This window comes from Olsenella phocaeensis (assembly GCF_048189965.1).
Classification (GTDB): Bacteria; Actinomycetota; Coriobacteriia; order Coriobacteriales; family Atopobiaceae; genus Olsenella_I; species Olsenella_I phocaeensis.
This window is the reverse complement of sequence record NZ_DBEZHV010000015.1, coordinates 20,986-44,785: the sequence shown is the minus strand read 5'-3', so window position 1 is coordinate 44,785 and position 23,800 is coordinate 20,986. Positions and strand designations below refer to the sequence as shown.

Annotated in this window: 21 protein-coding genes; 20 read left to right on the top strand and 1 reads right to left on the bottom strand. The window is 68.3% G+C overall.

What is annotated here, in order from left to right; genetic code table 11:
- Positions 1-127: 127 nt before the first annotated feature.
- The 4 genes from hisI (at position 128) to ACMPH2_RS07480 (ending at position 3,715) form a co-directional block, all read left to right on the top strand.
- Positions 128-574 (top strand): phosphoribosyl-AMP cyclohydrolase, encoded by a 447-nt coding sequence (hisI, locus tag ACMPH2_RS07495; protein ID WP_417119088.1) that lies wholly within the window; start codon positions 128-130, stop codon positions 572-574.
- Positions 575-577: 3 nt separating this feature from the next.
- Positions 578-895, top strand: coding sequence for a phosphoribosyl-ATP diphosphatase (gene hisE, locus ACMPH2_RS07490; protein WP_009277844.1), 318 nt, complete (start codon positions 578-580; stop codon positions 893-895).
- A gap of 254 nt (positions 896-1,149) precedes the next feature.
- Positions 1,150-2,487 carry a C40 family peptidase gene (locus tag ACMPH2_RS07485; RefSeq protein WP_417119087.1) on the top strand — a complete coding sequence of 446 codons (1,338 nt, stop codon included), beginning with the start codon at positions 1,150-1,152 and terminating at the stop codon, positions 2,485-2,487.
- A 382-nt stretch (positions 2,488-2,869) separates the two neighbouring features.
- The gene (locus tag ACMPH2_RS07480; protein ID WP_314639013.1) at positions 2,870-3,715 is read left to right on the top strand and encodes a hypothetical protein; all 846 of its coding nucleotides are present in this window, start codon (positions 2,870-2,872) and stop codon (positions 3,713-3,715) included.
- A 111-nt stretch (positions 3,716-3,826) separates the two neighbouring features.
- Here ACMPH2_RS07480 and cuyB read toward each other — a convergent pair whose 3' ends face one another.
- Complete coding sequence (gene cuyB / locus ACMPH2_RS07475; protein WP_417119086.1) at positions 3,827-4,555, bottom strand: cysteate racemase; 729 nt, start codon at positions 4,553-4,555, stop codon at positions 3,827-3,829.
- A gap of 228 nt (positions 4,556-4,783) precedes the next feature.
- Here cuyB and ACMPH2_RS07470 point away from each other — a divergent pair, with 228 nt between their 5' ends.
- The 16 genes from ACMPH2_RS07470 (at position 4,784) to tpiA (ending at position 23,761) form a co-directional block, all read left to right on the top strand.
- Entirely contained in the window at positions 4,784-6,055 is a 1,272-nt protein-coding gene (locus ACMPH2_RS07470; protein ID WP_417119085.1) for a carboxylate--amine ligase, read from the top strand.
- Positions 6,056-6,070: 15 nt separating this feature from the next.
- Positions 6,071-7,243, top strand: coding sequence for a DegT/DnrJ/EryC1/StrS family aminotransferase (locus ACMPH2_RS07465; protein WP_417119084.1), 1,173 nt, complete (start codon positions 6,071-6,073; stop codon positions 7,241-7,243).
- 1 nt (position 7,244) lies between these two features.
- Complete coding sequence (uvrC, locus tag ACMPH2_RS07460) at positions 7,245-9,302, top strand: excinuclease ABC subunit UvrC (protein WP_303133002.1); 2,058 nt, start codon at positions 7,245-7,247, stop codon at positions 9,300-9,302.
- 163 nt (positions 9,303-9,465) lie between these two features.
- A complete protein-coding gene (locus tag ACMPH2_RS07455) occupies positions 9,466-11,076 on the top strand; it encodes an ABC transporter substrate-binding protein (protein ID WP_417119083.1) in 1,611 nt (536 codons plus the stop codon).
- Between the two features lie 120 nt (positions 11,077-11,196).
- Positions 11,197-12,153 carry an ABC transporter permease gene (locus ACMPH2_RS07450; RefSeq protein ID WP_009277836.1) on the top strand — a complete coding sequence of 319 codons (957 nt, stop codon included), beginning with the start codon at positions 11,197-11,199 and terminating at the stop codon, positions 12,151-12,153.
- Positions 12,154-12,155: 2 nt separating this feature from the next.
- Positions 12,156-14,195: a dipeptide/oligopeptide/nickel ABC transporter permease/ATP-binding protein gene (locus ACMPH2_RS07445; RefSeq protein WP_417119082.1), complete on the top strand. Its 2,040-nt coding sequence runs from the start codon at positions 12,156-12,158 to the stop codon at positions 14,193-14,195.
- Entirely contained in the window at positions 14,196-15,011 is an 816-nt protein-coding gene (locus ACMPH2_RS07440; RefSeq protein WP_009277834.1) for an ABC transporter ATP-binding protein, read from the top strand.
- Positions 15,012-15,131: 120 nt separating this feature from the next.
- Positions 15,132-16,058, top strand: a complete 927-nt coding sequence (locus ACMPH2_RS07435) for a dihydrodipicolinate synthase family protein (protein WP_417119081.1) — start codon at positions 15,132-15,134, stop codon at positions 16,056-16,058.
- Positions 16,059-16,139: 81 nt separating this feature from the next.
- Entirely contained in the window at positions 16,140-17,108 is a 969-nt protein-coding gene (locus ACMPH2_RS07430) for an ROK family protein (RefSeq protein ID WP_062529757.1), read from the top strand.
- Between the two features lie 49 nt (positions 17,109-17,157).
- Entirely contained in the window at positions 17,158-17,847 is a 690-nt protein-coding gene (locus tag ACMPH2_RS07425; protein WP_062529759.1) for an N-acetylmannosamine-6-phosphate 2-epimerase, read from the top strand.
- 206 nt (positions 17,848-18,053) lie between these two features.
- A complete protein-coding gene (locus ACMPH2_RS07420; protein ID WP_303132992.1) occupies positions 18,054-18,404 on the top strand; it encodes a tRNA-binding protein in 351 nt (116 codons plus the stop codon).
- Positions 18,405-18,406: 2 nt separating this feature from the next.
- Positions 18,407-19,330 carry an RNase adapter RapZ gene (rapZ, locus tag ACMPH2_RS07415; RefSeq protein WP_062529763.1) on the top strand — a complete coding sequence of 308 codons (924 nt, stop codon included), beginning with the start codon at positions 18,407-18,409 and terminating at the stop codon, positions 19,328-19,330.
- A 79-nt stretch (positions 19,331-19,409) separates the two neighbouring features.
- Positions 19,410-20,345 carry a DNA-binding protein WhiA gene (gene whiA, locus ACMPH2_RS07410; protein WP_009277828.1) on the top strand — a complete coding sequence of 312 codons (936 nt, stop codon included), beginning with the start codon at positions 19,410-19,412 and terminating at the stop codon, positions 20,343-20,345.
- Between the two features lie 333 nt (positions 20,346-20,678).
- Positions 20,679-21,704, top strand: a complete 1,026-nt coding sequence (gene gap, locus ACMPH2_RS07405; protein ID WP_009277827.1) for a type I glyceraldehyde-3-phosphate dehydrogenase — start codon at positions 20,679-20,681, stop codon at positions 21,702-21,704.
- 109 nt (positions 21,705-21,813) lie between these two features.
- A complete protein-coding gene (locus ACMPH2_RS07400) occupies positions 21,814-23,004 on the top strand; it encodes a phosphoglycerate kinase (RefSeq protein WP_062529765.1) in 1,191 nt (396 codons plus the stop codon).
- Positions 22,997-23,761, top strand: a complete 765-nt coding sequence (tpiA, locus tag ACMPH2_RS07395; protein WP_062529767.1) for a triose-phosphate isomerase — start codon at positions 22,997-22,999, stop codon at positions 23,759-23,761. Before ACMPH2_RS07400 ends, tpiA begins: the two co-directional genes overlap by 8 nt.
- Positions 23,762-23,800: the final 39 nt, after the last annotated feature.

The window sequence follows — 23,800 nt, the reverse complement described above, 5'->3', positions numbered from 1 at the left end:
GGGGCTCCTTTCCACTGCGTTACCCCTTGCTCCCGTCGGCTGCAAGTGTAATAGAGTGACCCAGGCGGGCGTCGGCACCGGGACGTGCCGCCGCCGCGCAGGAGCGACATGACGCCAGGGAGGAACGATGGACGAGGAATCGCAGTCCTATGCGGGCGAGAGGGTCGAGCTCCGCAACCTGGACGAGCTCGACATCGCCTTCGACGAGCGCGGCCTCGTGCCGGCCGTGGTGCAGCAGGCGGGCAGCGGGGAGCTCCTCATGCTCGCCTGGATGAGCAGAGAGTCCCTGGAGCTCACGCTGGGGACGGGCACCAGCTGGTTCTGGAGCAGGTCTCGCCAGGAGCTCTGGAACAAGGGAGCCACCAGCGGAAACGTCCAGAAGGTCCGTCGCGTCCTGGTCGACTGCGACGCGGACGCCCTGCTCCTTGAGGTCGACTCCCCTGGCCCGGCCTGCCACACCGGCCACCGGAGCTGCTTCTTCCGCGCCATCGCCCCGATGGGCGCGTCCGCGTGGGAGGGCGACGACGGCAGGCACGATGCGGGCGATTCCCATCCGTCCGACGGGGAGGACTGAGCAATGGGCGAGAGAACCGCGAACGTCCGGGCGGCGGACATCGGCCAGACCCTGGAGTCGCTTGCCCGCACGCTCCACGGCCGTTGGGAGAGCGACCCCGAGGAGTCCTACACGGCGCGGTTGCTCACCGGCCAGGAAGACGAGCTGCTGAAGAAGCTCGCCGAGGAGGCCAGCGAGGTGATCATGGCCTGCAAGGACGACGACCACGACCACATCCGCTACGAGGCAGGCGACCTCGTCTACCACCTGCTGGTCACGCTCGAGCGCTATGGCGTGGGGCTGGGCGAGCTCGCGGGCGAGCTCGAGGCCCGCAAGCGCTAGCGCCGGCTTCGCGTCCCCCACCTTACTTTGGCTGGATGTTGACTCTTTGTAGTCGGTCGCGACCACGAACTGACGTCGTGCGAGTTGCGTTAACCTAACCAGATAACCATGGCGACCGGACCCTCCGGTCGCGGGCGCGCTCCTCGCGTCCGGCAGCAGGGCGTGGCTCCCGTTCCCGCAAGGGGATAGACTGGTCGCGACTGCTGCTCTCAACGCACGTCCAACGCACCAGAGACAGTATTGCGAGGAAACAGATGACGGAAAAGACACGCGCTGTCGTCAGGTCGGGGGTCGCCCTGAGCCTCTCCCTCACCCTGGCACTCTCCGCAGTCCCGACCCACGCCTTCGCGGCGGACACCGCCGCCCAGACCCAGACCGAGCTCGACTCCGCCCGCGCACGTCTGGACGAGCTCCAGGGCCAGTGTGCCACGGCATTCTCGCAGCTCGAGGACGCCCAGGCCTCGTTGGAGGACACCCGCGCGGCAATGAGCGAGACCCAGTCGCAGATCGACGCGAAGGAGCAGGAGCTTGGCGTCGCGCGCGGCACCCTCTCGCAGACCATGGCGGCCAACTACAAGAGCGGCGTCGACTTCCTCTCGTTCGTGCTCGGCTCCAACGACTTCCAGGACCTCGTCTCGCGCGTGTACTACGCCAACAAGGTCTCGGCCAGCCAGACCGACGCCATCAACGTGGTGAGGACCATCCAGGGCGAGCTGCAAGGGCAGAAGGACCGCCTCCAGGAGGAGGAGAGCCAGCAGGAGGAGCTGCTCAGCCAGTCCGAGCAGAGCTTCAGCCAGATCCAGAGCCTCCAGTCGCAGCAGCAGGAGTACGTGAACGGGCTCTCCGAGGAGGTCCAGCGCCAGCTCGCCGCAGAGCGCGAGGCCGCAGAGAAGGCCGCTGCCGAGAAGGCGGCCGCCGAGGCGGCCGCGCGTGCCGCGCAGGATGCCCAGCAGGGTGAGAGCGGCGGACAGTCCGATGCCCAGGCAGGTGGGCAGACGGGCGCAGACGGCCAGTCGGGCGAGTCGAACCAGGGCGAGGCCCAGGGCCAGGGCGACGCCAACCACGACTCGAACGCCGGGTCCGGCCAGGAGGCCGGCACGGGCTCCGACTCCGGATCGAGCTCAGGCTCAAGCTCCAACTCCAGTTCCAACAGCGCTCCCGCCCCCGCCCCGCAGGTCGACGAGTCGTACGGCTCGGGCATCTCGGCCGTCATCTCGGCCGCCCGCTCCCAGCTGGGCGTGAGCTATTCCTGGGCGGGCAACGCCATCGCCAACCAGGAGTTCGACTGCTCCGGCATCGTGTGGTGGGCCTACCGGCAGGCCGGCTACAGCATCCCCCGCGGCCAGCGCATGTCAAACGGCTACAACAACTCGATGATCGGCTGGGTGCTCCAGAGGGGCGGCTTCACCACCAACCAGGCCAACCTCAAGGCGGGGGACCTCATGTTCTGGGGCGGGGGCACCGGCTCCACGACCCACGTGGGCCTCTGCATCGGCAACGGGCAGATGATCCACTCCAACTACGGTGGCGTCGAGGTCACGAGCGTCTACTACTCCGCCGGCAGCTTCGTGGGCGGCGGCCCGATCGTCTAGCCTGCGGGCAGCGACGGCCGTCACGGGCAAACGACTTGTCACGGGGAGGCTTCGCTTCGGCGGGGCCTCCCCTTCTTCTTCCGGGTGGCTGGCCATGGTGCGACGGCCTGCCTCCGTGTCGCCTGCGGCTGGGCCAGCACCATCTTCTAGCCGTCTTGAGCTACCACGTCCCGCTTGGCTCGCGGAACCGACCGGCCGCACGACCCGCCGCGGGGACCAGTCCGGGGGGCCACCGTCCATGGGATAATCGGCCCAGAGGCCGACACCGCAAGCGCAGGCGGCGCCAGCTCCTAGGCGACCGTGGGACTCGTGCCCCCATGGGCCCGCCCATCGCGATGTCGACCCGCAGGTATGGGGTTCCCGACGGATGGGAGGTTGGAAGATGAACGCCGCGTCAATCCGCACGTCCCTGGCAAGGAGGCTGGGTGCCCTCGTCGTCCTCGTCGCGCTCGTCGCCCTCGTGGGCTGTGGCGCATCGAAGGGCATGGGGACGGTGGCGCCCTCCAAGGACCCCAAGGCGGACTTCCTGGGCACCTGGACCGCCGTCTCGGTCAGCGACAAGGACCTGGGTGACCTCACGCTCGAGGACATGACCGGGTTGGGGATCTACTTCCGCATCACGCTCGTCGAGGACGGCACGGGGACGATGGACCTCGCCGGAGACGTCGAGGACCTCAAGTGGAGCCTCAAGGACGACACGACCGTGCTCATCAACGACAGCGAGACTGCGGCGAGCAGCCTCGAGCTCAAGGACGGCAAGCTCGTGGGCGACGAGGACGGCACCAAGATGGTGTTCGAGAAGGGCGACCTCGTCAAGGAGGACATGCCGAAGGGCGGCGGAAGCACGGACGACAAGGCAAGCGAGGCCGTGGACTACCTCATCGCAGACGACGAGCTCGCCACCATCCGCATGACCGAGGTCTTCGTCGACTTTACGGGCGACCCCGGCTTCGTGGTCAACTTCAAGAACAACTCAGACAAGAGCCTCAGGATCTGGTCGCAGTCCGAGAGCTTCTCCATCAACGGGGAGATGCGCGAGCCCATCGGCCTCTTCGAGCTGACAAAGCCGGGGACCTACGTCGACTGCAAGGCCTTCTATGATGGCGCCGAGGTTGGCCACGAGCTCGCCTCCCTCAAGGACATCAGCGGCAAGATCGAGCTCATGGACGAGGACTACGACGTCCTGCGCACCTACGACTTCAGCTACAGCTACGGCGCGAAGGGCTAGGGCGTCAGCCGCCTGCCCTAGGGGCGGGCGGGAGAGGCCTCCGTCCGTGGTCGGGACGTCGCTGCGGGGCGGAGGCCAGGCGGGGCGGCGGGAGCGGGTCTCTCGCCGCCCCTACATGCCGATGTCGCCGCCTCGCTCGCGCGCCCAGAGGTAGAGGTCGACGCAGCGCTGCGCCAGCACGTCGAGGGAGTCGTAGAGCCAGGTAGGGCGCTCTGCCAGGTCCTGGTAGATGACAGAGAGCTCGGTGCAGCCCACCACGACGGCGTCGCAGCCCTCCTGGCGCAGCTCCTCGGCAATGGCGCAGAGCTCGCCCGGGTCGTAGGGCGCGTTTGCCTTGACCCCGTCGTAGATCAGCGACATGATCCTGCGCTGCGTCTGGGCCCTGGGCACCACGCCGACGAGCCCGCGCTCTGCGAGGTAGCCCTGGAAGACGCCGGACTGGACCGTCCCGTCGGTTGCCATGAGGCCCACCCTGCCGCCACGACCCACGTCGAGTGCCATGCGCTTGGCGGTCTCCTCCATGATGTTGAGGACGGGGACGTCCACCGCGTCGCTGATCGCGTCATAGAAGTAGTGCGCCGTGTTGCAGGCGATGGCCAGGTAGTCGGCACCGGCGTCCTCGAGCCAGCGGGCCACCTTGCGCATCTCGGGCTGGGGGTCGGGGCGCGAGTGGTCCAGGATGTAGGCGGTGCGGTCGGGGATCTGCGGGTCGTTGAAGACGATCATGGGGATATTGTCCTGGTCGGTCGCCGCAGGGGTCTTCTTGATGATGGCCTCCATGAAGTAGGCGGTGGCGAGGGGTCCCACCCCGCCGATGATCCCCAGGATTGGCTTGTTCACGAAGGCTCCTCCCCGGCGCGCACGCGCCTCTCGCCCATCCGGACGATTGTAGGCGAGTGGGAGGGAGTTCTGTTCCTACGGTGCACTGTCCCTGCCCCCTTCGCAGCCTGCCTACAATATGCGGAGGCCCGCGCCACGCGGGCGGGCAGGGTCGGGCGGCCGGCAGGCGGGTGGCATGGCGCCGCCTGGGCAGGGCCGAGGCACAAGCACGAGAGACGGGTGCGCGCGATGGCGGAGCAGGCTGTGGAGGGTGGCAGGTCAGCAATGGGGGAGAGGGGCGCTGCTTCCTTCGTGTCCATCCTCCTGGGAACCGAGATCGGGTCCTACGGCATGGCGCGCGCCTTCTGGGAGCGCTACGGCGTGGCCAGCGTCTGCTACGGCAGCTTCCCCCTCACCCCCACGCGCGACTCGAAGTTCATCGAGCAGCGCTGTGACGCCGACTTCCTCGACCCCGCGCGCTTCGTCGAGCTCCTCAACGGGGACGCCGACGGCTTCAGGGACACGATCCCCCTGGTCATACCCTGCGGCGACGACTACTCGCTGCTCCTCTCCAACCACAAGGCCGAGCTGGACCCGGTCTATCGCTGCGTCTGCTCCGGGCCGGGCGTCCTCGACGAGCTCAACGACAAGGCGCGCTTCTACGCCCTCTGCGAGCGCGCCGGCGTGCCCTACCCCCGCACGGTCACCATCGGTCCCGGGGACGAAGGCAGGCTGCCCGAGCTTCCCTTCGGATTTCCCGTGGCGCTCAAGCCCACCGACGCCGCGTCGTGGCGCGACCACCCCTTCCAGGGGCAGAAGAAGGCCTTCGTCCTGGACGACGGGGAGATGCTGGCCAAGACCATACGACGCGCCTACGCCTCGGGCTACCAGGGGCAGCTCGTGATCCAGGACTTCATCCCCGGCGACGACGGCAACATGCGGGTCATGAACGGCTACGTGCGCCAGGACGGCTCCATATCACTCCTCTCGCTGGGCCACCCCGTGCTCGAGGACTGCGCTCCCATGCGCATCGGCAACTATGCGGCCATCGTCTCGTACGCGGACGAGGGCATCTATGCCTCCGTCGAGCGGCTGATGGGCCACATCGACTACTTCGGCTACTTCAACATCGACATGAAGTACGACGAGCGCGACGGCAGCTGCAAGCTCCTTGACTTCAACCCCCGCCAGGGGAGGAGCAGCTTCTTCACCACGCTGGCCGGCTACAACCTCGCCGAGCACGTGGTGGCGGACGTCGTCGAGGGCAGGCGCGGGCCCGCGGTCCACGCCACCAACGAGTTCCTCTGGGTGGGCGTGCCCCGCTCCATCGTGCGCCGCTACGCCGCCAAGGGGCCGGGCCGCGACCGCGCGCTCGAGCTCATGCGCCAGGGCAGGGTGGGCACCACGCTCTTCGGGGCGCACGACGACAGCCCCCGGAGGCTCTGGAACATGGCTAAGCTCTGGGCGCATTACTATCTGGACTTCAAGAGGCACTTCGGGCACCGAGAGCTCGAGGACTAGGCGAGAGGGGCATACATGGCGGACTCGTCGCTCGAGCTGAGGCGCGCGCTCGCGCGGCGCAGCGGCACCTCCGAGGACGACTGGTTCCTCACCTACCGGGCGCGGCACGGCATGCTCGTGGCCTTCCGCGAGCTCGCACGGCTGCGGGGCGCGGGCGAGGTCGTGACGCAGCTCCTGACCTGCTGCACCGCCGTCGACCCCATCGTCGAGGCCGGGCTCGCCCCGCGCTACGCGGACGTCTCGGCGTCGAGCCTGGCGCTCGACGCCTCCCGGCTCGGACTCGGCCCGAGCTCGCGGGCCGTGGTCCTTCAGCACAGCTTCGGGATCTTCGAGCCAGCGGGCGACCTCGCCCTGAGGGAGGCCGCGGACGCGGCGGGGGCGCTTCTCGTCGAGGACTGCGCCCACTGCGTGGGGAGGCTCGCGCGCGACGGCGAGGGACGACCGCTCGCCGACGTCTCCGTCCACTCCTTCGGGGTGGAGAAGATGCTCCCCACCCACTTCGGCGGGGCGGTGTACGTGAGCCCCCGGATGGCGGACTCCGGGCTCAGGGCCGCCCTGGTGGGGGCTCTGGGCTCGCTTCCCCCCATCGACCCCGTGCTCGAGGAGGCCGCCAAGGGCTATCGCAGCCGCATCCGCGTGCTCAACCACCTGCCCGCCGGTCCCCGCCGCGCCCTTCGCGCGCGCTGGGAGGCCCGAGGAAGCTTCGACGCCGCGATATCACCCGAGGAGCAGAGGGGCCACGTCTCGCACGAGCCCTGCCAGCCTGGCGAGTGGATAGCCTCCCGGGCCCTGGAGGCCCTGGAGGGGCTCGACGCCCAGGAGGCCCTGCGACGAGAGGCCGTGACCGAGTACGTGCGCTCCCTTGCCGACACGGGAGTCGCCCTGCCCGCCGCCGTGTGCGCAGGTCCCGCCCAGCCGCTGCTGCGCCTCCCCGTCTTCCTGGCCGACTCCGGGCGCTCCGAGGCTCTCCTCGCCAGCGTGCGCGCGGCGGGGCACTATGCCGTGCCCTGGTACCGCCCGCTCCTCTTCCCCGGCGTCGAGGACCCTGCTGCATATGGCTTCGACGGCGGCATGGAGGGGCTCCCCGTGACCGAGCGCCTCTCGCGCGGGCCGGTGGCGCTTCCCTGCGACGTCACGCCCGAGCAGGCACGCCAGCTCGCGGCCCTCGCGGCAGAGGCGGCCCGCTAGCATGGCCGCGCGTGGGGGCAAAAGGCCGGGCGAGGGGGAGCCTCTCGCCACAGACCGCTCCGAGGGCGGCAGGCCCAGCATCGCCGAGCAGGTGGAGCTCGTCCCCACCGACCCCGGCTGCTACCTCTGGAAGGACGGCAAGGGCGAGGTCATCTACGTGGGCAAGGCCAAGAACCTCCGCGCCCGCATGCGCCAGTATGTGACCCTCCAGGATGACCGCGCGAAGATTCCCCTCATGATGCAGGTGGTGCGCAGCTTCGACTACGTGGTCGTGGGCTCCGAGCACGAGGCGCTGGTGCTGGAGCGCAACCTCATCGCCCAGTACCACCCCTACTTCAACGTCGACTTCAAGGACGACAAGAGCTATCCCTACATAGCCATCACCGAGTCGGACGTATACCCGGCCATCAAGTACACCCGCGAGCGCCACCGCAAGGGGACCCGTTACTTCGGTCCCTACACCGACGCCCAGGCCGCCCGCGAGACCATCGACACCCTGCGCAAGGTGCTCCCCATCTGCTCCGCCAACTGCGCGGAGTGGAAGAGGGCGCGTCGCTACCTCCAGAGCCACCCCGACGACGTGGCCGTGGCCAACATGGTCCTGGCCGAGCGCGGCCGCCCCTGCTTCGACTACCACGTGGGTCGCGGGCCCGGCGTCTGCTGCGGCGCCATCACCACCGTGGACTACGCACGTCACGTGAGCCAGGTGGAGAGCTTCCTCTCGGGGAGGCGACGACAGGTGGTGGAGGAGCTCGAGGAACAGATGCGCGATGCGGCGGCCGAGCTCGAGTTCGAGCGCGCCTCCCGCATCAAGCGGCGCCTCGACGTCATAGGCGGGCTGGACGACCGCCAGGAGGTCATGTTCTCGAGCGACGTGAGCCTCGACCTCATCGGCTTCTACCGCGAGGAGACGATCAGCTGCGCCTGCGTCTTCGTCGTGCGGGAGGGGCGCACGATCCGCACCAGCGAGTTCATCCTCAACAAGGGCATGGACGTGGACGAGCAGGAGCTCGCCGCCGGCTTCCTCAAGCGCTACTACGACGAGACCGCCGACGTGCCCCAGGAGGTCGACCTCGCCTGCGAGCTGCCCGACGCGCAGCTCCTGGGCGAGTGGCTCAGCGCGAAGCGCGGGAGGCTCTGCCGCTTGCACCGCCCCCAGCGAGGCGAGAAGAGCCACCTCCTCCAGATGGCGGAGAGGAACGCCCGCCACGCCCTCATGCGCTACATGGTGCGCACGGGGTACGCCGACGAGCGCACCAACCAGGCCCTCCTCCAGCTCGAGAGCGCGCTCGCCCTGGAGCGACCGCCGATGCGCATAGAGTGCTTCGACATCTCGACCCTGCACGGGGCCTTCACCGTGGCGTCCATGGTGGTCTTCACCAACGGTCGGCCCGACAAGGGCCAGTACCGTCGCTTCAAGATCCGCGCCGAGCTCGACGAGGCCAACGACTTCGCAAGCATGGAGGAGGTGCTGGGCAGGCGCTACAGCCCCAAGAACATGGGGGACGAGCGCTTCGCCGCGGCGCCTCCCGACCTCCTCGTGGTGGACGGCGGCAAGCCCCAGCTCTCCGCCGCGATTCACCAGCTCGAGGAGCTGGGGCTCGACATCCCGGTCTGCGGCCTGGCCAAGTCGGACGAGGAGGTCTTCGTCCCCTGGGACGACACGCCGGTGGTGCTGCCCTCGGGCTCTCCCTCGCTCTACCTCATCAAGCAGGTGAGGGACGAGAGCCACCGCTTCGCCATCACCTTCCACCGGGAACTGCGCACCAAGGCGCAGTCCGTCTCGGTGCTGGACGACGTCGAGGGCGTGGGGCCCAAGCGCAAGCGGGCCATCCTACGTCGCTTCGGCTCCCTCAAGGGCCTGCGCGCCGCGAGCGTCGACCAGGTCGCCGAGGTCGAGGGCCTTCCCCGCTCCGTGGCCGAGGAGGTCTGGCAGACGGTGCACGCCTGGGAGGGGGAGGGCGCGTCCCTCTCGCCCGAGACGGAGGCGGATGCCGGGGGAGCCCCTGGTCCCAGTTCGCCTTCCGGCGGAGAGGGGCGAGGGGACGGGTCGGAGTAGCCCACGCCCGAAGCCCCTGCCACCCCGTCCGTTGCCCCTCGCTTGCCGCTGGGCGGAGATGATCTCGAAACATGCCTGAAATGCCATACGCTAGCGGGCGAGAGGTTGCGCCGACCCCGTTCTGCGCAACAAGGGACACGTTTGCGTGGAGAGAGGCAAGAACATGAAAGACCTGATGGGCAAGAACCTTTCGCGTCGCACCTTCCTCGGAGTCTCGAGCGGCGTCGCGGCCGTCGCGGGCCTGGGGCTCGTGGGCTGCGGCGGCGGCTCCGGCAGCAACGGCGGCAGCAGCGCCGGTGGCGAGAAGGCGGCCGGCGGCACCCTCACCGTGGGCACCGCCTACGCGACCCAGAACTACCACCCGTCCACCACGTCCTCGGCGCTCGCCCTGAGTGCCAACATGAACGTGGTCGAGGGCCTCTACGAGCTCGACTTCCATGACTACAGCACCCGCGCCGCCCTGGCCGCCGGCGACCCCACCAAGGTCGATGACACCACCTTCGAGGTCAAGCTGCGCGACGGCGCCAAGTTCTCCGACGGCACCGACGTCAAGGCGGAGGACGTCGTCTCGTCCTTCAAGCGCGCCAACGCCGAGGGCAACATCTACGTCTCGATGCTCACCCCCATCGCCTCCATCGAGGCCAAGGACGACACCACCGTCACCGTCAAGACCGCCTTCCCCGACTTCTCGCTGCTCAAGGAGCGTCTGGCGATCGTCAAGGTCGTCCCCAGCTCCGCGACCGACGAGGACCTGACCGCGAAGCCCACCGGCACCGGCCCCTGGATGTACGACGAGATCACCGACGCCTCCGTCACCCTCGTCCCCAACCCCAACTACAACGGCGAGTTCGCCGCCAAGGACGAGAAGATCCGCTATGACGTCCTGAAGGACGCCACCGCCCGCGTGACCGCCGCCCAGGAGGGCACCGACCTCATCTGCGAGTCCGTCCCCGCCGACTCCATCGACCAGCTCAAGAGCGCCGGCCTCTCCATCGACACCGTCCAGGGCTTCGGTACCCGCTTCATGATGTTCAACGTCAAGAAGGCCCCCTGGGACAACGTCAAGGTCCGCCAGGCCGTCATGTACGCCCTGAACTACGACCAGATGATTTCCAACGCCCTGGCCGGCATGGCCTCGACGCCCTCCTGCTACCTGCCCGAGACCTTCACCAACTACAACAAGGCCTCCATGGTCTATTCCTACGACCAGGAGAAGGCCAAGTCCCTCATCGCCGAGGCCGGCATCACGCCGAGCGCCATCACCCTGCGCACCACCGACAACGACCAGGTCGTCGCCATGTCCACGCAGATCAAGAACGACCTCGACGCCCTGGGCTTCGACGTCTCGATCCAGACCGACACCTCCGCGGCGACCTACGCCGCCATCGACGGCGGCGAGGCCTACGACCTCCTGCTCGCCCCCGGTGACCCCAGCTGCTTCGGTGCCGACCCCGACCTGCTGCTCAACTGGTGGTACGGCAACAACACCTGGATGCAGAAGCGCTGCGTCTGGAACGACTCCCCCGAGTTCGCGAAGCTCCACGAGCTGATGGACCAGGCCCTCTCCCAGACCGGCGACGAGCAGCAGAAGACCTGGAACCAGTGCTTCGACCTCATCTCCGAGAACGTTCCCCTGTATCCCGTCCTGCAGGTCCAGACCACGACCGGCTCCTGGCGTGACACCGCCAACGGCGACGGCACCAAGGTCTCCAGCGACTTCAAGGGCATCGGGACCACGGGCATCTCGCTGATCGGCGTCTCCACCACGAAGTAGTCGGCTCCGTCCCAACAGGCAGCGCGAGGGTAGGGCCCGGGCTTCAGGTACTGCCCGGGCCCTACCTCCTTGGAGCTGCCACGTCCTGACCGCACAGCGTTCGGAAAGGGGAGAGGCCACGTGAACAACCTCCTGCGCCTCATCGGACGGCGATTGGTGGCGCTGCCCATCATGGCCCTCGGCGTCACGATCCTCGTGTTCTTCCTCATGTCGTTCTCCAAGGTCGACCCAGCCTACAACGCGCTCGGCGAGAGCGCCACGCCGGAGGCGGTGGCCCAGTACCACGCCGACCACGGCCTGGACGACCCGTTGCCCACCCGCTACCTCCGCTACATGGGAGGGCTCCTCCACGGTGACCTCGGGAGTTACGGCGCCTCGAACTACTCCGTCGGCGAGCGCGTGGCCAAGGCCCTGCCCGTCACCATGCAGCTCACCTTCATCGGCCTGATCCTGGGTGCCATCGTGTCCTTCCTCCTGGGAGTGCTCGCCGCGCTCTACCGCGACGGATGGCCCGACCAGCTGATCCGCGTGCTCTCCATCGCCGGCCTCGCCACGCCCTCGTTCTGGCTGGCGGTCCTCATGATCCTGCTCTTCTCGTCGATGATGCACGTGCTGCCCGCCTCGGGCCCGCTGCCCAACTTCTTCGCCAACCCCGGCGGCTATGCCGCGCGCATGCTCATGCCCGCCGTGGCCCTCGCCTTCCCGCTCACCGGCCAGATGACCCGCATCGTGCGCACCGCCATGGTCGAGGAGCTCGACAAGGACTACGTCAAGACCGCGAAGGGCGCCGGGCTTCCCCAGGCCGTCGTCATCGGTCGCAACGTCCTGCGCAACGCCCTCATCACGCCCGTCACCACGCTGGGTCTCAAGATCGGCTACCTCATGGGCGGCGCCGTGGTCATCGAGACCATCTTCAACCTGCCCGGCATGGGCATGGCGATCCTCGAGGGCATCCAGGGCAACGAGACGAACCTGGTCCAGGGCGTTGTCATCGTCGTCGCGCTGTCGTTCATCGTGATCAACATCGTGGTCGACATGCTCTACCTCCTCATCAACCCCAGGATCAGGACGGTGTAGCCATGCTGACTCAGAGAAAAGAACAGGCCGAGAAGCTCGAGCAGGCCGCCGCCGGCGGCGCTCGCCTCGGCGGCTGGAAGAAGATGAGCGTCGGCTCCAAGGTCTCGCTCGTCCTGCTCGTCCTGGTGGCCCTCTCGGCCGTCCTCGCCGCGGTCCTCTCGCCCTATGACCCGGTCGAGATCTTCACCGCGCGCCAGGCTCCCGGTGGCGGCTTCATCTTCGGCACCGACGACAAGGGGCGCGACATCCTGAGCCGCATGCTCTACGGCGGCCGCTACTCGCTGGTCATCGGCTTCGGCGCCACCCTCATGGCGCTGGTCTGCGGCTCCGTCATCGGCGCCATCGCCGCGGTCTCGCGCAAGTGGGTGTCCGAGGTGATCATGCGCGTCCTGGACATCATCATGTCCTTCCCCGGCATCGCGCTCGCGGCCGTGTTCGTGTCCATCCTGGGCAACAGCATCGGCTCGATCATCTTCTCCATCGGCTTCATGTACACGCCCCAGATCGCCCGCATCGTGCGCGCCAACATAGTGAGCGAGTACGGAGAGGACTACGTGCGCGCGGTCATCGTCTCCGGCGCCCGCGCCCCCTGGATCCTGATCAGGCACGTCCTGCGCAACTGCATCGCGCCGATCATGGTATTCACCGTGACCCTCGTGGCCGACGCCATCATCTTCGAGGCCTCCCTCACCTTCATAGGGGCCGGCATCCAGGAGCCCACCCCCACCTGGGGCAACATCCTGGCCGACGCCCGCGGTGGCGTGCTCGCGGGCCGTTGGTGGCAGGCGCTCTTCCCGGGCATGGCCATCATGGTCACCTGCCTCGCGCTCAACATCCTCTCCGAGGGCCTCACCGACGCCATGGCCGCCGCCCCCGGCGCCCCCGTCGACGCGGACAACTCCGAGAGCCGCCGTGCCGACGACATCCTGGCCTCCAATCCCGTCAAGGCCTACGAGGAGCAGGCGGAGGCGCTGGGTCGCAGGCTCGGCGCGCTGCGCGAGGTCGAGCTCGCCCGCGACGACCGCCACGTCCCCGACTACTCCGTGGAGCCCCTGCTGCAGGTCAAGGACCTCTGCATCAGCTTCCTCTCGCACGGTGACGTCCAGGTCGTGGACCACGTCAGCTTCGACGTGCGCCCCGGCCAGTGCATGGCCCTGGTGGGCGAGTCGGGCTGCGGCAAGTCCATCACCACCAAGACGATCATGAACCTCGTGGACCCCAAGGAGACGGTCACGGGCCAGCTCATCTACAAGGGCCAGGACCTGCTCAAGCTCAGCTCCGAGGAGCATCGCAAGCTCCTGGGCACCGAGATCGCCATGGTCTACCAGGACGCGCTCTCGTCCCTGAACCCCTCCATGCTCATCTCGACGCAGATGAAGCAGCTCACCGACCGAGGCGGGACCCGCTCCGCGGAGGAGCTGCTCGAGCTCGTAGGCCTCGATCCCAAGCGCACCCTCGAGTCCTACCCGCACGAACTGTCGGGCGGTCAGCGCCAGCGCGTGCTCATCGCCATGGCGCTCACCCGCGACCCGTCGCTGGTCATCTGCGACGAGCCCACCACGGCCCTGGACGTCACCGTCCAGAAGCAGGTCATCAAGCTCCTGAACGACCTCCAGGCAAAGCTGGGCTTCGCCATGGTCTTCGTGAGCCACGACCTCGCCCTGGTGGCCGAGGTGGCGTCCGAGATCACCGTCATGTACGCCGGCCAGGTCATCGAGCAGGCGCCGACCAAGGAGCTGCTCTGCAACCCCGTCCACGAGTACACCCGCGGGCTCCTGGGGTCGGTCCTCTCCATCGAGGAGGGCGCCCGTGACGGGAGCCGCCTGCACCAGGTGCCCGGCTCGGTCCCCTCGCCCGAGGACTTCCCGCGCGGCGACCGCTTCGCCCCGCGCTCCAGCCATCCCACGCTGGGCCTGGACGTGCACCCCGTCATCAAGAGCCTGCCAGGATGCGCCAACCACCGCTTCTCGGAGCTGCCCGACGACTACCTGAGGCAGAACGGGCTCGTTCCCTATCTAGACACCCTCAAGGAGGTGAGGTAGGTGGCCGACCAGAAGGAACCCATCATCTTCCTCGATGACATCTCCGTTACCTTCCGCACCCGCACGGGATCCATCCTCCACCCCAACCTGGTCCATGCGGTCCAGGGCGTGACCATCAAGCTCATGCCGGGCGAGACCATAGGAATCGTGGGCGAGTCGGGCTGCGGCAAGTCCACCACGGCCAACGTCATGTGCGGCCTGCAGTCGCCGACCTCCGGCCACGTCTACTTCCAGGGGACGGACGTCACGAAGCGCACGGCGGACCTGCGCAAGAAGATAGGCCGCGTCGTCTCGGTCGTCTTCCAGGACCCCGCCACGGCCCTCAACCCGCGCATGGTCGTCCGCGACCAGCTGCAGGACCCGCTGCTGGTGCACAAGGTGGGGGCGTCCGCCGACCAGGAGAGGCGCATCAACGAGCTCGTGGAGCTCGTGGGCCTGCCCAAGAGCGCGCTGCGCGCCCTGCCGGGTCAGCTCTCGGGCGGGCAGCGCCAGCGCGTCGCCATCGCCCGCGCCATGTCGCTCAACCCCTCGGCGATCATCGCCGACGAGCCCACCTCCGCCCTCGACGTGTCCGTGCGCGCCCAGATCCTCAACCTGCTCACCGACCTCAAGAGCGAGCTGGGGCTCTCGATGATCTTCATCAGCCACGACATCCAGACGGTCCGCTACATCTCCGACCGAATCATCGTCATGAACCACGGGCAGATCATGGAGCAGGGTCCGGCGCAGCAGGTGTTCAACGACCCCCAGGACGAGTACACCAAGACGCTCCTCGGGGCGGCACCGTCGCTCTTGCATCCCAAGATAGGTCGCTAGCAGCGAGCGCCCCGTCTGGCCGCGTGCCGGGCGGGGCGCGTCTCTCATGCGCGTCGCAGAGGACTAAGATGTGCCATCGTGCCCGGGCTTCCGGGCAGGCAGAGAGAAAAGGGTAGCCACATGTCAGACTTCAAGATCCGTGGCGTCGTGCCGCCCGTCGTCGTCCCCGACACCGAGGACCGCAGGCTGGACGTAGCCTCCTTCGAGCGCTCCATCGACCGCATGATCGACGCGGGCGTGGACGGCCTCTTCTTCCTGGGCTCCTCGGGAGAGGTGGTCTTCTCCACCGACGAGAGGCGCGACGAGGTCGTGCGCGAGGCGGTGCGCATCGTCGACCACCGCGTGCCCGTCCTGGTGGGCATCATCGACACCGAGACCGAGCGCGTGATCGAGCACGGGCGGCGCGCCCAGGAGCTGGGCGCCGACGCCCTCGTGGCCACCGCCCCCTTCTACGCGCTGGGCGGCATGGCAGACGTGGAGGAGCACTTCCGCATCCTCCACGAGGAGCTCGACCTGCCCGTCTTCGCCTACGACATCCCCGTCTGCGTTCACACCAAGCTCCCCTGGAAGCTCCTGGCCAAGCTGGGCGCCGAGGGCGTGCTCGCGGGCGTCAAGGACTCCTCGGGCGACGACATCTCGTTCCGCTACCTCTGCCAGGAGAACGAGAGGCTGGGTCACCCCCTGAGCCTCCTCACCGGCCATGAGATTGTCGTCGACGGCGCCTACCTCTCGGGCGCGGACGGCTCCGTCCCCGGCCTCGCCAACGTCGAGCCCCACGGCTACGTGCGCATGTGGAAGGCCGCCGAGGCGGGGGACTGGGCGACGGTCAAGGCCGAGCAGGACAAGCTCAACGACCTCAGCCACATCTTCGACGTCACCACGGGCGTCCAGGGCTTCGGCGGCGGCGTGGGCGCCTTCAAGACCGCCCTCATGCTCATGGACGTGTACGAGTCCAACCAGATGCCCCGCCCGGTCAAGGCGCTCGAGGGCACCAACGTCGAGGCCATCCGCTCGGTGCTCGTGAGCTGTGGCCTCCTCGAGGCCTAGGCGAGAGGCGGCTCTCGCCCGAAGACGCAAGCCCGGGCGCGCTTGCGACGACGGTGCGCCCGCACCCCAGGAAGGAGTCCCATGGCAGCAGAGGCCAAGCGCGTCATCGCGCTCGACATCGGAGGCACCAAGATCGCCTCGGCCCTCGTGACGCTCCGCGCGGGCGAGGCGCCCCTCATCGAGCACTATGGCAAGGTTCCCACCGAGGCCAAGCTCGGTGGGCAGAGGGTGCTCGGGAACGCCATCGAATCCGCCCGTCGCGTCGCGGAGGCGGCGGTCGGCGGGCTGGACGGCATCGGCGTCTCGAGCGCGGGCGTCATCGACCCCGCGACGGGAGACGTCACCTACGCGAACGAGATCATGCCCGGCTGGGGCGGCACCCACCTGGGAGCCGAGCTCGCGCGCGAGCTCGGACTTCCCGCCCGCGTCCTGAACGACGTGCACGCCCATGCCCTGGGCGAGGCGCGCTGGGGCGGTGGCAGGGACGCCTCGAGCTGCCTGGTCGTCGCCGTGGGCACCGGCATCGGCGGTGCCTTCGTGCTGGGCGGCCACATCCTTCTGGGCGCCCACAACGAGGCGGGCCACGTGGGCCACGTGAGCTGCTCCGACGCCACCGGAGTCCCCTGCTCCTGTGGGGCGACGGGTCACCTCGAGCCCATCGCCGCAGGTCCCGGCATCATCGAGCGCTACCTCGAGCTGGGCGGCGATGCCACCCAGGCGGACGGCAGCCCCATGGACGGGGCCGAGATAGACCGCCGCGCGGCACGGGGCGACCAGGCCGCAAGGGACGCCGAGGCGCGCTCCGGCCATGCGATAGGCGAGGTCCTGGGCAGCATGTGCAACATGCTCGACCCCGACTGCGTCATACTCTCGGGCTCCGTCGCCCAGTGCGGGCCCGCCTGGCACGATGCCATGGAGCGCGGCTGGCACGAGGCGGTCATGCCGCCCGTGGCATCCACGCCCGTCCGCTCGGGCGAGCTGGGCGGCAACGCGCCCCTCATCGGCGCCGCCGAGAACGTAGTCCGCTCGGGCTACGCCGAGTTCGAGTAGGCAACGAGGGGGCCGTGCGAGGAGCGCGGCCCCACGTCTGGAGGTAGAAATGGAAGTCTCGCCCCTGGTCCAGTCGCTCAAGGGAAGGCTCGTCGTGAGCGTCCAGGCCTATCCCGGGGAGCCCCTGCGGCATCCCGAGACCATGGCCCAGATGGCGGAGGCCTGCGAGCAGGGTGGCGCCGCCGCCATCCGCTGCCAGGGCCTCTCTGACATCGCCGCCATCAAGGGCAGGGTCCAGGTGCCCGTCATCGGCCTCTGGAAGGAGGGGCACGAGGGCGTATACATCACGCCGACCCTGCGCCATGCCGTCGCCTGCGTCAACGCCGGCGCGGACGTCGTCGCCATAGACGCCACCGATCGGCCCCGTCCCGACGGGAGGACCTTCGCCCAGACGGTGGCGGACCTTCGCGCCCAGTGCGAGACCCTCGTCATGGCCGACTGCATGACCATCGACGACATACGCAACGCGGTGGCCGTCGGCTGTGACCTCGTGTCCACGACCCTCTCGCACAACAAGGCCGCCATCGATACCACCATGGACGACGGGCCCGACCTCCCGCTCCTGAGGCAGGCCACCGAGGAGTTCCCAGGCCTTCCCATCATCTGCGAGGGCCACGTGCACACGCCGGCGGACGCGGCGGCGGCCATCGGCGCCGGCGCCTGGGCCGTGGTCGTGGGGACGGGCATCACGCACCCCACGAGCCTCACCAAGTGGTTTCGCGCCGCGGTGGAGGGATGAGTCGGGGCCCTCGGGTCAGTTGCGGACTTCTCGCGTCTCAGGGTCCGCAGCTGACCTCCTGCTGGCGCGAGCCAGGCAGGGGTCTGGCCTGCCCTGGGCGCGCGTCGCAAACGGTTCGTTCGCGTGGGACGTCTAGCCGTACAATCAGGTGAGTCCGCAGCGCGGGCGGGGGAGGACCCCGCCCGCACCCCGTAGAGGGAGGGTCCATGGGAGCCGCAGTCAAGCCAAACGTGACCATCGACGACTGGGACAAGCTCGACGTCCGCGTGGGTCTGATCGAGCGCGTCGAGGACGTCAGGGGCTCCAAGAAGCTCGTTGCCCTCCACGTCGACTTCGGTGACTTCAAGCGCACCATCCTCACGGGGATGAGGGAGGAGCGCGAGGACTGCAAGGCCATCGAGGGGACCAAGACGCTCTTCCTCGTCAACATGGCCCCGCGCAAGATGGCGGGCATGGTGAGCGAGGGCATGCTCCTGGACATCGGCTACGAGGACGGGATCCCCTCGGTGCTCGCCACGCTCGAGCGGGACGTCCCCGCGGGCACGAGGCTCTGCTAGCCATGCCCAGCAGCAGCCAGCGCATGAGGGAGGCGGCCGCCGCCGACCGCGTTCCCGACATCGTCGTGATAACCGGGATGTCGGGCAGCGGCCGCACCCAGGCCCTGCACGTCTTCGAGGACATGGGCTACTACTGCATAGACAACCTGCCTCCCCGCCTCATCCTCGACCTCGCCCGCGTGGTGGGGATCAACGCCAACACCGGCCGTCACCTGGCCGTCACCTGCGACCTCAGGAGCCAGGGGCTCTTCGACGAGGTCACCGACGCGCTGGCGCAGCTCCGTGACCACGAGCTCAGCGTCAAGACCCTCTTCCTCGACTGCTCGGACGAGGTGCTGCTGCGCCGCTACGACGAGACCCGTCGCCGTCACCCCATCGCCCAGGAGGGCGAGACGACCGTTGCCGCCATAGCCCGCGAGCGCGCCGCGCTCGCGCCCATCCGCGACGAGTCCGACCTGGTCATCGACACGAGCCGCCTGCGCACGAACGCCCTGCGCAGCCGCATCAGGCACGCATTCTCGGAGCTCGACGAGCAGCAGCTCCTGGACGTGAGCGTCTTCAGCTTCGGCTTCAAGCACGGGCTCCCCGCCGAGGCCGACCTCATGATCGACGTGCGCTTCCTGCCCAACCCCTTCTACGACCCCGCCATGCGCGAGCTCACCGGCAACGACGCCCTGGTCACCGACTTCGTCATGCAGAACAAGGTGACGGCGGACTTCATGGTCGCCTGGAAGCGCCTCCTGGACGTGGCGATGCCGGGCTACGTGGCCGAGGGCAAGACCCAGCTCTCCATCGCCGTGGGCTGCACGGGCGGCCAGCATCGTTCCGTGGCCATCGCCAACGCGACTGCAGCCTACCTCACGGGGCAGGGCTACCGCGTCTCGCTTTCGCACCGCGACCTCCCCCTCGCCAACCGGAGGCCCTGATGGGCCTCGCGACGGTGCGGCACGGGGGTCGGTCGCAGCCCGCGCGCGTGGCCACTCTCGCCTGCGGGGGTGATGGGACATGTCGTTCACCGCGCAGGTGAAGGACGAGCTGTCGCGCGTGGAGGGGGAGTGCCCGCTCTGCGCCTACGCCCAGCTCTCGGCCATAACGCGCATCTGCGGCACGCTCTCCTTCAGGGGTCCGGGGCGCTACTCGATCCGCGTCTCGACCGAGACCGGCGCCGTGGCGCGCACCATGATCAAGCTCACCCACGAGCTCTTCGACCTCGAGACGCCTCTCACCGTGCGCCGCTCCAACCTGCACAAGGCCCGCAACTACCTCATAGAGATCCCCGAGCAGCGCGAGCTCGAGGCCGACCTCGTCCGCCTGGGCATCCTCCTGCCGGGCCGCGGCCTCGCGCCGGGCATCCCCTGGCAGCTCCTGCGCTCGGACCACTGCAGGCGCGCCTTCGTGCGCGGGGCCTTCATGGCCGGGGGCTTCATCGCGGACCCCAGGGGCGACTTCCACCTCGAGGTCGCGGTCACGGGCGAGGAGTTCGCCCGCGAGCTCGCCGACGTCCTGGAGGACCTGGGGGTCTCCGCCCGCCTCAACCGCCGACGCGGCTCCTTTGCGATCTACCTCAAGAGCTTCGACGAGATAGCCCGCCTCCTCGACGCCATGGGCGCGCGCCGCTCCACCCTTCTCGTCGACAAGGTGCGGCGCATGAAGTCGCTCAAGAACGACGTCAACCGCCGCGTCAACGCCGAGATGGCCAACCAGGCCCGCTCGACCGGTGCCGCGGCGGACCAGCTGGGCCTCATCGACCAGGCGGAGCGCGAGCCCGGGCTGCGCGCGCTGCCGCCGGCGGTGAGGGAGTTCTGCGCCCTCAGGAGGGCGCATCCCGAGAAGTCGCTGGCGGACCTCGGCGCCATGGCCGAGCCGCCGGCATCCAAGTCGGCCATGTACCATCGCCTCCTGCGCCTCCAGAAGATCGTGGGGGAGTCGCAGGGGGCGTAGCGCGTGCCCGTATGGGCGAGAGTTGCCCTGGCCACGGCACCTGACGAGGAGCGCGAGCGCGGCGTAGCGCGCGCCCGTGGGCGAGAGTCGCCCCCGTCCCGCCTGGAAGGTCCCTGCCGGCGCGCCGGACACGGCGGCGGGCCCGGGTACCTCTCGCCTGGCCATTCCAAATGCACCCCGAACAGTGGCCAACCGTGGGCGCGCCTCCAAATTCACCCCCATTTGGCTTTGGGCGACCGAGTTGCAGTTTTGTGGGTAAAATAGGGGCGTGCTTGTAAGAGTGTTGGCCACTCCCGAGGAACGGCCTCGGTTGGCCTCGCGAAAGGAGAAAGCATGGCAGTCAAGGTTGCTATCAACGGCTTCGGACGTATCGGTCGCCTCGCGTTCCGCCAGATGTTTGGCCACGAGGGCTCCGAGATCGTCGCCATCAACGACCTCACCTCGCCCGATATGCTCGCGTACCTCCTGAAGTACGATTCCACCCAGGGCAACTACGCCCGTGACCACAAGGTCGAGTCCACCGAGGATGCCATCATCGTCGATGGCAAGAAGATCACCATCTACAAGGAGGCGGACGCCAACAACCTGCCTTGGGGCGAGCTCGGCGTCGACGTCGTCCTCGAGTGCACCGGCTTCTACACCTCCAAGGCCAAGGCGCAGGCCCACATCAACGCGGGCGCCAAGAAGGTCGTCATCTCCGCCCCCGCCGGCAACGACCTGCCCACCATCGTCTTCAACGTCAACCACGAGCAGCTGACCGCCGACGACAACATCATCTCCGCCGCCTCCTGCACCACCAACTGCCTCGCCCCCATGGCCAAGGGCCTGAACGACTTCGCCCCCATTGTCAGCGGCATCATGACCACCATCCACGCCTTCACCGGCGACCAGATGGTCCTCGACGGCCCCCAGCGCAAGGGCAACAAGCGTCGCTCCCGCGCGGCCTCCGAGAACATCGTCCCCAACTCCACCGGCGCCGCCAAGGCCATCGGCCTGGTGCTCCCCGAGCTCAACGGCAAGCTCATCGGTGCCGCCCAGCGCGTCCCGACGCCGACCGGCTCCCTCACCAACCTCTATGCCGTCGTTGACAAGAAGGTCACCGTCGACGAGGTCAACGCTGCCATGAAGGCCTACGCCGAGACCATCCCCGAGACCTTCGGCTACAACGAGGACGAGATCGTCTCCCGCGACATCGTCGGCGAGACCCACGGCTCGATCTTCGACGCCACCCAGACCATGGTCCAGGACCTCGGCAACGGCCAGAGCCTCGTCCAGGTCACCTCTTGGTACGACAACGAGAACTCCTACACCTCTCAGATGGTCCGCACCATCAAGTACTTCGAGAAGTTCGTTGCCTAGCCACTAGGCACCCTCGGTTCTGCAGGGGCGCGGCCGCTGGCCCACGGGTCGCAGCCGCGCCCCTTTCTTGCACGGAGTCGCATCGATCGCCGCAGCAGAAGGAGTGAGCATGGCTTTTACCAAGAAGACCGTCCGCGACGTGGACGTCGACGGCAAGCGCGTCATCATGCGCGTCGACTTCAACGTCCCCCTGAAGGATGGCGTCGTCACCGATGACACGCGCGTCCGCGCCGCCATCCCCACCATCAAGTACCTCAAGGAGCACAACGCCGGCATCGTCCTCATGAGCCACCTCGGACGTCCCAAAGGTGACGGTCCCGAGCCCGAGCTCTCGCTGAAGCCTGCCGCAGACAAGCTCGCCGAGCTCACCGGATACGAGGTCAAGTTCGTGGACGACACCTACGGCGAGAAGGCGGCCGCCGCCGTCGCCGAGGTCAAGCCCGGTGACATCCTGGTCCTCGAGAACGTCCGCTTCCTCAAGGCCGAGAAGAAGAACGACCCCGAGGTCGCCAAGAAGCTCGCCTCCTATGGCGACATCTTCGTCCTCGACGCCTTCGGCACCGCCCACCGCGCCCAGGGCTCCGTCGTCGGCCCGGCCGAGTTCATCCCCGCCGTCGCCGGCTTCCTGCTCGAGAAGGAGGTCGACACCCTGACCTCGATCTTCGCCGAGCCCGAGCGCCCCTTCGTCGCCATCGTGGGCGGCTCCAAGGTCTCCAGCAAGATCGGCGTCCTCGACCACCTCATCGACTCCGCCGACACCCTGATCATCGGCGGCGGCATGGCCTACACCTTCTTCCTGGCCAAGGGCTACAGCGTGGGCACCTCCCTCAAGGAGGAGGACTGGATCGAGCGCGCGGCCGAGATGCTGAAGAAGGCCGAGGCCAAGGGCTGCAAGATCCTGCTTCCCGTCGACAACGTGGTCGCCGACCACTTCGGCGAGGACGCCACGGGCGAGGTCGTCGACTCCGACAAGATTCCCGACGACCGCATGGGCATGGACATCGGGCCCAAGACCGTCGAACTCTACTGCGAGGCCGTCAAGGCCGCCAAGACCGTCTTCTGGAACGGCCCCATGGGCGTCTTCGAGATGGACCAGTTCGCCAAGGGCACCGAGGCCGTCGCCCGTGCCATCGCGGACTCCGACTGCACGTCCATCATCGGCGGCGGTGACTCCGTCGCGGCAATCAACAAGTTTGGCCTGGCCGACAAGATGAGCTGGATCTCCACTGGCGGCGGCGCCTCCATGGAGCTCGTCGAGGGCAAGGCCCTTCCCGGAGTGGAGGCGCTTCTCGATGCGTAACAGGATGATCGCCGGCAACTGGAAGATGAACAAGAGCTACTCCGAGGGCGTCGTTCTGGCTCAGGGCCTGGCCCGCGAGCTCGAGGGCGGCACGGGAGACGTCGACGTCGTCGTCTGCCCCCCGACGGTCGACCTCAAGGGCGTCGCAACCGTCATCGAGCAGGAGAGCGCGCCCTTCTCGCTTGGCGCCCAGAACGCCTACTTCGAGGAGTCTGGCGCCTACACCGGAGAGACCGCTCCCTCGATGTTGACCGACATCGGCGCGACCTACTGCATCATCGGCCACTCCGAGCGTCGCGGCTACTTCGGCGAGACCGACGAGGACATTAACAAGAAGGCCAAGGCCCTGATGGCCCATGGTATCGTGCCCATCAGCTGCTGCGGCGAGTCCCTCGAGGTCCGCGAGGCGGGCAAGCACGTCGAGTTCGTCGTGGACCAGATCAGGAAGGACACCGAGGGCCTCGTCATCGACGATCCTTCGAAGTACGTCGTCGCCTACGAGCCCATCTGGGCCATCGGCACCGGCAAGACCGCCACGGCCGACGACGCCCAGGAGGTCTGTGGCGCCATCCGCAAGACCTTGGCCGAGGTCTTCGGCCAGGAGGTGGCCGACGGCATCCGCGTGCTCTACGGCGGCTCCGCCAAGCCCGAGAACGTGGCCGGCTTCCTCGAGAAGGAGGACGTGGACGGCGCGCTCGTCGGTGGAGCGTCCCTCAAGGCGGACTCCTTCGCCGCCATGGTCAAGGCGGCCATGTAGGGGGACGGTCCCTCTCGCCCAAGAAGGCCTGGGCCCCGG